7 protein-coding genes are annotated in these 8,261 nt (G+C 67.2%); all 7 read left to right on the top strand.

Annotated features, from left to right (window positions below):
- Positions 1-193 precede the first annotated feature (193 nt).
- The 7 genes from IE224_RS13035 to IE224_RS13005 are packed head-to-tail and all read left to right on the top strand — an operon-like array spanning position 194 to position 8,145.
- On the top strand, positions 194-451 hold the full coding sequence (locus IE224_RS13035) for a DUF4212 domain-containing protein (RefSeq protein ID WP_167620942.1): 258 nt from the start codon (positions 194-196) through the stop codon (positions 449-451).
- A gap of 10 nt (positions 452-461) precedes the next feature.
- Entirely contained in the window at positions 462-2,270 is a 1,809-nt protein-coding gene (locus IE224_RS13030) for a sodium:solute symporter family protein (RefSeq protein WP_167620944.1), read from the top strand.
- A gap of 58 nt (positions 2,271-2,328) precedes the next feature.
- The gene (locus IE224_RS13025; RefSeq protein ID WP_191310965.1) at positions 2,329-4,137 is read left to right on the top strand and encodes a DUF294 nucleotidyltransferase-like domain-containing protein; all 1,809 of its coding nucleotides are present in this window, start codon (positions 2,329-2,331) and stop codon (positions 4,135-4,137) included.
- Positions 4,134-4,631, top strand: coding sequence for a hypothetical protein (locus tag IE224_RS13020; RefSeq protein ID WP_167620947.1), 498 nt, complete (start codon positions 4,134-4,136; stop codon positions 4,629-4,631). The genes IE224_RS13025 and IE224_RS13020 overlap by 4 nt, the downstream gene beginning before the upstream one ends.
- A 1-nt stretch (position 4,632) precedes the next feature.
- Positions 4,633-5,001 (top strand): response regulator transcription factor, encoded by a 369-nt coding sequence (locus IE224_RS13015; protein WP_191310963.1) that lies wholly within the window; start codon positions 4,633-4,635, stop codon positions 4,999-5,001.
- A 14-nt stretch (positions 5,002-5,015) separates the two neighbouring features.
- The gene (locus IE224_RS13010) at positions 5,016-6,899 is read left to right on the top strand and encodes a 3'-5' exonuclease (RefSeq protein ID WP_229849370.1); all 1,884 of its coding nucleotides are present in this window, start codon (positions 5,016-5,018) and stop codon (positions 6,897-6,899) included.
- 37 nt (positions 6,900-6,936) lie between these two features.
- A complete protein-coding gene (locus IE224_RS13005) occupies positions 6,937-8,145 on the top strand; it encodes an MFS transporter (RefSeq protein ID WP_191310959.1) in 1,209 nt (402 codons plus the stop codon).
- Positions 8,146-8,261 lie beyond the last annotated feature (116 nt).

Raw genomic sequence — 8,261 nt, 5'->3', positions numbered from 1 at the left:
GCAGCCTCGGCGACATCTCCACCCTCGCCGAACCCGAAGTCGTCGACGACCTCATCCAGAACAGGATGAACAGAGGGTGAAAACCCGAAGAAGGGGAAGAAACAGGCGAGCCGTCCGGTTCTGCCGCCAGAACCGGATGCGACAAGAACAAGGCGGCTCCAGCAGTATGTCTGAAAGGGAGGATCCAAGCGACATGAGTGACAGACATTCGTCGAATGCCTATTGGCAAGCCAATCTCCGCATCATCTATACCTGCCTCGCCATCTGGGCCCTGGTGTCCTATGGCTTCGGAATCATCCTTCGCCCCTTGATTGCAGCCATCCCGATCGGGGGCACGGACCTGGGCTTCTGGTTCGCGCAGCAGGGTTCGATCCTGGTCTTCATCGTGCTGATCTTCTGGTACGCGGCCCGGATGAACAGGCTGGATGCCGAATACGGCGTGGACGAGTGAGGAGCGCGTCATGAGCCAGTTTACCCTGAACCTGCTGGTCATCGGCGCGTCCTTCGCGCTGTATATCGGCATCGCCATCTGGGCCCGCGCGGGTTCCACGGCCGAATTCTATGCTGCCAACCGGGGCGTCGGCCCGGTCATGAACGGCATGGCCACGGCGGCCGACTGGATGTCGGCCGCGTCCTTCATCTCGATGGCGGGGCTGATCGCCTTCACCGGCTATGACAATTCGACCTATCTGATGGGCTGGACGGGCGGCTATGTGCTGCTGGCGCTGCTTCTTGCGCCCTATCTGCGCAAGTTCGGCAAGTTCACCGTGCCCGAGTTCATCGGCGACCGCTTCTATTCCCAGACTGCGCGGATCATCGGCGTGATCTGCCTGCTGATCGTCTCGATCACCTATGTGATCGGCCAGATGACCGGGGTGGGCGTCACCTTCTCGCGCTATCTCCAGGTGTCGAACTCGACCGGGTTGTGGATCGGCGCGGCGCTTGTGTTCTGCTATGCGGTGCTGGGGGGCATGAAGGGCATCACCTATACCCAGGTGGCCCAATACATCGTGCTGATCATCGCCTATACGATCCCGGCGGTTTTCATCTCCCTGCAGCTGACGGGTCATGTCCTGCCGCAGCTGGGCCTGTTCGCCACGCATGACGCGTCGGGCATGGCCTTCCTGGCCAAGCTGGACCAGGTGGTGACGGATCTGGGCTTTCGCCAGTATACCGGGCATCACAACTCGACCCTGGACATGGTGCTGTTCACCATGGCCCTGATGATCGGCACCGCGGGCCTGCCGCATGTCATCATCCGCTTCTTCACCGTCCCCAAGGTGGCCGACGCCCGCAAGTCGGCCGGATGGGCGCTTGTCTTCATCGCGCTGCTTTACACCGTGGCCCCCGCCGTGGGCTCGATGGCGCGCTTCAACCTGACCACCACCATGTGGCCGGGCGCGCAGGCGGGCGACACCTTCAGCCAGCCCGCCGTCGCGCTGAGCGACATCGAGTCGCGCCCGGACCTGGCCTGGATGCGCAACTGGCAGACCACCGGCCTGCTGGCATGGGAGGACAAGAACGGCGACGGCCTGATCCAGTACTACAACGACACCGCAACCGAAGGCCCCGCGGCCGAGATGGCGGCGGCGCAGGGCCTGGGCGGCAACGAGCTGACCACCGTCAACAACGACATCATGGTCCTCGCCAATCCGGAAATCGCCAACCTGCCCGGCTGGGTCGTCGCAATCGTCGCGGCAGGCGGACTTGCGGCGGCGCTGTCCACTGCGGCCGGCCTTCTGCTGGCGATCTCGAGCGCAGTGTCCCATGACCTGATCAAGGGCACGCTGCGCCCGAACATCAGCGAAAAGAACGAACTGCTTGCGGCCCGCGTGTCCATGGCAGTCTCGATCCTGGTTGCGACGCTTCTGGGGCTGAACCCGCCCGGCTTTGCGGCGCAGACAGTGGCCCTGGCCTTCGGCCTTGCCGCAAGCTCGATTTTCCCGGTGCTGATGATGGGCATCTTCTCGAGCCGCGTCGGCAAGGAAGGGGCCATCGCCGGCATGATCGCGGGGATGCTGTCCACCATCCTGTACATCTTCGCCTACAAGGGGTGGTTCTTCATTGCCGGGACCAACATGTTGCCCGACACGCCCGATGCCTGGTTGTTCGGCATCTCGCCCGCATCCTTCGGCACCATCGGCGCGCTGATCAACTTTGCCGTGGCCTTTGCCGTCTCGGCGGTCAGCAAGCGGCCCCCGGCACATGTGCAGGACCTGGTCGAATCGATCCGGGTTCCGCGCGGCGCAGCCGGGGCGATCAGCCACTGAAACCGACATCTGCCGCGCCTCCCCGGGGGCGCGGCATCCTTGCCAAGGTCAGCGGGTGATGACTGGTATCATCGACTTCATCGCCACAGTGCATCCCTATGACAGCCTGAAACGGGACGAGCTGGCGCGGGTCGCCGGTTCCTTCAGTCGCAGGTCCTTTGCGCCAGGCCAGACGATCTATGAGTTCGGCGACCGCCTCCCGGGCCTTTACCTGATCGAAAGCGGCCATGTGGTCGTCACCGACCGCCATGGCGACAGCGTCTCCCAGCTTGGGCCGCGCAACTCCTTTGGCGAACGCGGCCTGCTGCGCCACGGAACCGCCGTCACCTCGGCCCGTGCCCTGGACGAGGCCGTGATCCTGATGCTGCCGCGGGACGAGGTAACGCGCCTGATCAAGGAGCATCGGGCCGTGGCGCGGTTCTTCGACCGGGGGCGGGGTGTCCCGGATCGCGGCACCAGCGTCGCCACCCTGAAGGTGGGCGAGTTGCTGTCGGGCAAGCCGGTCGCCTGCGCGCCCGATACACCCATCATCGAGGCCGCGCGCCAGATGCGGCAGGCCGGTGTCAGCAGCATCGGCATCACGGCGGGGGGCCGCCTGATCGGGCTCGTTACCATCCGGGACATGTCGAACCGCGTCGTGGCCGAGGGTCGGGACCCGCGCGGCCCGGTATCGGAGGTGATGACCGCCGATCCCGTCACCCTGGCGCCCGATGCGCTTGGCTATGACGTGCTGACCATCATGCTGGAACGCCGCGTCAGCCACCTGCCGGTTGTCGCTGACGGCCGCTTTGTCGGCATGATCAGCCAGACCGACCTGACGCGCGTGCAGGCGATCTCGGCCCCCGGGCTGATCCGCGAGGTCGCGCAGGTCGATGACGTGGCCCAGATGGCGCAGGTGACGGCCCGGATCCCCGAACTGCTGGTGCAGCTTGTCCTGGCGCGGCAACGGCACGAGGTCATCACCCGGATGATCACCGACATCGCCGATGCCGTCACCCGCCGACTGCTGAACCTGGCGCAGCAGCGGATGGGACCGCCGCCCGCGCCCTTTCTCTGGGCCGCCTGCGGCAGCCAGGGGCGTCAGGAACAGACAGGCGTCAGCGACCAGGACAACTGCCTGATCCTGGCGCCGGGCGCCGATGCGGGGGATCCGTGGTTCGAAGACTTGGCGCGTTTCGTCAGCGATGGGCTGCACGCCTGCGGCTATGTTCATTGCCCGGGCGACATGATGGCCACGAACCCACGCTGGCGTCAGCCGGTGCCGGTCTGGCAGGGCTATTTCCGCGACTGGATCACCCGTCCCAGCCCCGAGGCGCAGATGCTGGCCTCGGTCATGTTCGACCTGCGCCCGATCGGCGGCGAGGCCGCGCTGCTGGAGGATCTGCAGCGCCAGACGCTGGACATGGCTGCCAGAAACTCGATCTTCCTGGCGCATATGGTGGCGAATGCCCTGAAGCACCGCCCGCCCTTGGGGCTGATCGGGGGCTTTGCCACGATCCGGTCGGGCGAGCATCGGCACCGGATCGACATGAAGCACAACGGCGTCGTCCCCGTCACGGACCTTGCGCGGATCTATGCGTTGCAGGGCCGGATCAACGTCGTCAACACCCGCGCCCGGCTGGAGGCTGCCGAGACGCGGGGCGTCATCTCGCCCGCCGGGGCCAGGGAACTGATCGCGGCCTATGACATGATCCAGACGACCCGGCTGGAAAACCAGGCGCATCTGGTCAAGGCTGGGCGGCCGCCGGACAACTATCTCTCGCCCGCGGATCTGGCGGATTTCGAGCGCAGCCACCTGCGCGACGCCTTTGTGGTCGTGCGCGGGATGCAGTCGGCTATGGGACATGGAAAGGGAATGCTGGGATGACAGGGATCGGGACCGAGCTTCTGGGCGTGATCGCCGTCGGCATCGGGGCGGCCGCCCTGCTCTATGCCATGTCGCACGCGGCGCAGAAGGCCGGGCTGAAGCTGGCGTCCTGGCTGCTGCCGGCGGGGATCGGGCTGGCCATGGTCAGCTATTCGGTCTGGAACGACTATGCCTGGTTCGGGCGCGCGACCGCCCGGTTGCCGCAGGATACCCAGGTGCTGCTGGTCGGGCGCGACAGCCAGCCCTGGGCGCCCTGGACCTATCTTGCCCCGGTCGAGGTCCGCTTCGCGGCACTTGATCCCGCACAGATCCGCGAAGGCCAGGGCGGGATCAGGCAGGCGCCCATCATGCTGGTCGAAAGGCGCGGCCAGACCATCATCGTGCCGCAGGATTTCGACTGCGCGGGTGGTCGCATCCGTCCCGCGCGCGGCGACTGGACAACTGCCACGGCCGACGATCCGGCCTTTGCCGCCGTCTGCGCGGGGGAGGGGTGACATGGCCAGGATCCTGGTCATCGAGGACGAGGATAACATCGCCATCGCCCTGGATTTCCTGCTGACGCGCGACGGGCATCGCCATGAACGGCTGGCCAGCGGAAAGGACGCGCTGTCCTCCATCCGGCAGTCCCGGCCCGACCTGGTTCTGCTGGACGTGATGCTGCCCGAGGTATCCGGCTATCAGGTCCTGCAGGATCTGCGCGCCGATCCGGATCTGGCGCAGGTCCGGGTCCTGCTGATGACGGCGCGCGGTTCGGTGGTCGAGCACCGCAAGGGCATGGCCCTGGGCGCGGACGGCTTCATCGCCAAGCCCTTCGAGCTATCCGAACTGCGGGCGGAAATGGCCCGCCTTCTTGGCAGGCAATGACAAGGCGCGGTTCTTTGCGGCTGCGCTTGCTGGCGCTTTTCGCGGCCTATGGCATGGCAACCCTTGGCGTTGCGGGTGCGGCATTGTGGCTGGCCGCGCGCGGCGGGACCGATGCGGTCGTTCAGGGCGTCATGGTGGCGGGCTTCGGGCTTGCGGGTCTGGCGACCGGGTTGTGGTATCTGTTCGACCAGCATCTGGCCCGTCCCATAGAGATGCTGGCCGGCAGCCTGCGCACCGGCCGCCCGCCCGACCTGTCGAAGACCGCCCATCTTGCCGATCTTGGACCCGCCGCGCAGGACGCCGCCGCCGCCCGCCTTCGCACGGCCGAGGCATTGGACCAAGCCCTGCAAACCCATGCTGCCGAACAGGTGCGCGAAAAGGCCACGCTCGAATCCATCCTGGCCGAGTTCGGGGCGGGCGCGGTGATGACGGATGGGCAGGGGCGGGTGATCTTCTACAATGCCAGTGCGGCAGGACTGCTTCCGGGGCTGGCGCTTGATCGCCCGCTGGACCGGCATCTGAGCGGGGCGGCCTTGCAGGCAGCCCGGGCGCGACTGGATGCAGGCGCCCCGGCGACGGATTTGTCCTGGATGACCGGGCAGGGCACAAGGATGTCCGCCCGGTTGCGCAGGATCGAACAGGGCCTGCTGCTGACGATGCGCCAGCCGTTGCCGGACAGCCCCGCCCCCCGCGCGACGCTCGAGGCGCTGCGCCGTCATGCCGCAACGCTGGTGCCGCTGCTCGAGGCGCTGGAAGGCCCCGTTCCCCCATCCCTGGCGAAGGTGCTTCGGGCTGAAGGCCGAGGTCTGGCCGCAACGACCCGCAGGCTGTCCCAGATCCTGGCCGATGACGCCCCATCGGGTCTGGCGGGGCTGGACGAGCTGACGGCGGGCCTTGCCCATGCCGGTCTTCTTCCGCCGCTTGTCTTTCGGGCCGAGGCCGGGCCGCTGAACGCGTTGCTGGTGTTTCTGGACAGGCAACTGCGCGCGGAAGGGCTGGAACCCAGGGTTTCGGTTCGCCCCGACGTGCTGGAAGGGATGCAGCTTGTCCTGGAATGGCAGGGCGCGCCGGTCCCTGTCGACCAACTGGAAGCATGGCTGGGCAAGGCACCCGATCCGGGGCAGCCCGACCTGACCGGGGCCGAGGTTCTGGCCGCGCATGGCACGGCAATCTGGCCCGAAGTCGACGGCCGGATGGCGCGTCTGGTCCTGCCGCTGGCCCGGGCCGAGGCCGCGGCCGAAGGGCGTGGCGTGACCTATGACTTTGCCCTTGCGGGCCGCGAGCTTTCGTCGTCCCGCCTGGCGGACCTGACCTGCGTGGTCTTCGACACCGAAACCACCGGCCTGACCGACAGCGACCGGATCGTGCAGATCGCGGGCCTGAGACTGGTGCGGGGACGGCTGACCGGCGAACGCTTCGAGACGCTGGTCGATCCGGGTCGGTCGGTCCCGCCGGCCTCCACCGCTATCCACGGCATCACGGACAGGATGCTGCGCGGCGCGCCCGACCTGGCCGCTGCCTTGGCCGCGTTCCGGCATTTCTGCGAAGGCAGCGTCCTGATCGCCCACAACGCACCCTTCGACATGGGCTTCCTGCGCCGGGCGGAAACCGAAACCGGCATCCGCTTCGACAACCGGGTGCTGGACACCGTGCTGCTGTCGGCGATGGTCTGGGGCCAGTCCGCCGATCACACGCTGGACGACCTGGCCAGTCGCCTGGGGATCCAGATCCCGCCCGAAAACCGCCACAGGGCGATGGGCGATGCCATCGCGACGGCCGAAGCCTTCCTGCGGCTGATCCCGGCGCTCGAGGCAAAGGGCATCGAGCGGTTCGAGGATGCCGTGGCCGAGGCCCGTCGCCACCGCCGCCTGATCGGCGACGCGAACCTGCCGCATTGAAAGGATGTCCTGGCCATCAGCACGAGGGGGATGCGACATGACAGAATCCGGGCGCAGGATCCCCTCATGGATCGGGCCCGTGGCCGTGGTGTCGATCGCGCAGCTTTTCGGCACCTCGCTGTGGTTCAGCGCGAACAGCGCAGCCGGCGGGCTGATCGATGCCTGGGGCGCAGACGCCTCGGCCATCGGGTGGCTGACGACTGCGGTGCAGGGCGGGTTCATCCTGGGAACGCTGGGGATGTCGCTGCTGGGTCTTGCGGACCGCTTTCGCGCCAGCACCATCTTCGTCACCTCGGCCCTGGCAGGCGCGCTGTTCAACCTGGGCTTCGCATGGCTGGCCCAGGACGTGGTTTCCGGCAGCGTCTTTCGCTTTCTTGTCGGGCTTAGCCTGGCGGGGATCTATCCCATAGGCATGAAGCTGATCGTCAGCTGGGAGCCAGAGCGGACGGGCCAGGCCCTGGCCCTGCTGGTCGCGATGCTGACCCTTGGAACCGCCCTGCCGCATTTCCTGCGCTTCAGCGGCGGGCAGTTGCCGTGGCAGTGGATCGTCAGCGGCTCGTCCGGCCTGGCGCTTGTGGGTGCGGCACTGGTGCATCGTCTGGGAACGGGGCCGCATCTGCCAGCCGCCGCTGGCGTGAAGCGGACAGGGAACGTGCTTTCAGCCTTCAGCATCGCGCGGTTCCGCGCCGCCGCGATCGGCTATTTCGGGCATATGTGGGAACTCTACGCCTTCTGGACGGCCGTTCCCATGCTGGTGGCCGCCACCGGGCTTGATGCCGGCTTTCCTGCGCTTGGGGTGGCGGGTCTTTCCTTTCTTGTCATCGGCGCCGGTGCCCTGGGCTGCCTTGCAGGAGGCGCGCTGTCGCAACGGATCGGCAGTGCAGGTGTCGCCCTGGGCGCGCTGATCCTGTCAGGAGGATGCATCGTCACCTTCGCGCTTGGCTGGCGGGCCTTTCCGGCAGAGGCGCTTCTGGCGGTGCTGCTGCTGTGGGGTGCATCCGTGGTGGCCGATTCGCCGCAATTCTCGGCCCTGTCCGCCCGGGCCTGCCCCAGGGACATGGTGGGCGCTGCCCTGGCGATCCAGAACGCGGCGGGCTTTGCAATCACCATGCTGTCGATCCTTGCCACGACGATCCTGATCCAGAAGATCGGGCCGTCTGCCGTGTGGCTGCTTCTGCCGGGGCCGCTGGCCGGGGTGGCGGGCTATCTGATCATCCTTCGCCGCCATCGCCGAAGGACAGGGTGAAGGGGCTACCTTCCGGGCCAGGCCGGCGGCCCCTGGGACCGCAAGCCCTGCCCGAAGGGTTGCGGCGCGTTTCTCTCCTGCGCGATAGTGAAGCGGCCAGGGCGGGATGGAACGCC

Source organism: Paracoccus aerius (assembly GCF_014656455.1).
Taxonomy (GTDB): Bacteria; Pseudomonadota; Alphaproteobacteria; order Rhodobacterales; family Rhodobacteraceae; genus Paracoccus; species Paracoccus aerius.
This window is presented reverse-complemented; position numbering and strand designations above follow the sequence as displayed.